Raw genomic sequence first — 1,073 nt, forward strand, 5'->3', positions numbered from 1 at the left:
TGAGGATTAAGTAATTTAATTAAAGAAATTTGTTATTAAAATAATAAATCAATGAATAACTACAATTTCCAAATTAAAATGGAGGTAAATATTATGTGGGCAATGATAGCTACATGGAGCATGGCGATTAATGGAATAACAAAGGGATGTAATGAACTTAAAAAAGGTATGGATGCAGGAGATGCAATAGAATTAGCAGTAAGAGAAGTGGAAGATTATCCATTTTATAAAACAGTTGGATATGGTGGACTTCCAAATGAAAACTGCGAGGTTGAATTAGATGCAGCATATATGGATGGAGATACCCTTGGTATAGGTGCGGTAGCAGGAATAAAAGATTTTGCAAATCCAGTAAGTATAGCAAGAAAATTAAGTTATGAGAAAGCAAATAATTTTTTAGTTGGRTTAGGCGCTGAAGAATATGCTCATAAAAATGGATTTGAAAGAAAAAATATGTTAACAGAGAGAGCAAAATTAGAGTATATAAAAAGAAAAAAAGAAACCTTAGATAAGGGTATTTGCCCTTATACAGAACATGATACAGTTGGCATGATATGTTTAGATGAAAAAGGAAAAATGTGCGCTGCAACATCAACAAGCGGGCTATTTATGAAAAAGAAGGGRAGARTAGGAGACTCTGCACTTTCAGGTTCAGGTTTTTATGTGGATAGTGAAGTAGGAGGAGCAACTGCAACAGGATTTGGTGAAGATTTAATGAAAGGATGTATATCTTATGAAATAGTAAGACTTATGAAAGAAGGTAAACATCCCCAAGAAGCTTGTGATATAGCAGTAAATCAACTTAATTCTGAGCTTAAAAGAAGAAGARMAAGTGCTGGAGACATGTCTTTAGTTGCATTAAATAATAAAGGACAATGGGGAGTAGCAACTAATATTAAAGGATTTTCATTTTCAGTAGCAACAAAAGAAAATGCTCCTACTGTTTATTTATCWAATTTTGTTGATGGGAAAACTGTACATGAAGTTGCATCACAAGAATGGTTGGATGAATATGAAGAATCAATAAAGGCACCAATAGATATAGATTAGTAAAGTAAATAAGAATTAAYATT

Annotated in this window: 1 protein-coding gene; it reads left to right on the top strand. The window is 32.1% G+C overall.

Annotated features, from left to right (window positions below; translation table 11 throughout):
* Positions 1–93: 93 nt before the first annotated feature.
* Positions 94–1,050, top strand: coding sequence for a N(4)-(beta-N-acetylglucosaminyl)-L-asparaginase (locus G3997_RS03500; RefSeq protein ID WP_296648174.1), 957 nt, complete (start codon positions 94–96; stop codon positions 1,048–1,050).
* The last annotated feature ends 23 nt before the right edge of the window (positions 1,051–1,073 follow it).

Origin of the sequence: Romboutsia sp. 13368 (genome assembly GCF_018336475.1) — a bacterium.
In the GTDB taxonomy this organism is placed as follows: Bacteria; Bacillota; Clostridia; order Peptostreptococcales; family Peptostreptococcaceae; genus Romboutsia.